This is a genomic window from Pseudomonas sp. 5.2 (assembly GCF_059025405.1).
The window spans coordinates 1-236 of record NZ_JBYBHH010000077.1; the positions used below are offsets into that span (position 1 = coordinate 1).

Sequence of the window (236 nt, forward strand, 5' to 3'; positions counted from 1 at the left end):
GCGTAGCTTTCCACGCGCAGGCTGACCAGTGGCAGCTCGGCCTTGTCCAGGCAGTCGCCGTAGCTTTCCGGGTGGGGGATGCCGCGCAGCGAGCCGTCGAGGGCGTAGCCCCAGCCGTGGTAGGGGCAAACGAAGCTGTTGGTCTTGCCCTTCTTGTGCTCGCAGACCGTGGCGCCGCGGTGGCGGCAGCGGTTGAGCAGCACGTTGATGGCCTTTTTGCGGTCACGCACGACGAT

The 236-nt window shown here is 66.5% G+C and carries 1 protein-coding gene; it reads right to left on the reverse strand.

Features of this window, described 5'->3' with window-relative positions:
• A partial coding sequence (locus tag AC5PZ0_RS28370) for a Rieske (2Fe-2S) protein (protein WP_493856231.1) occupies positions 1–236 on the reverse strand: 236 nt, incomplete at both ends.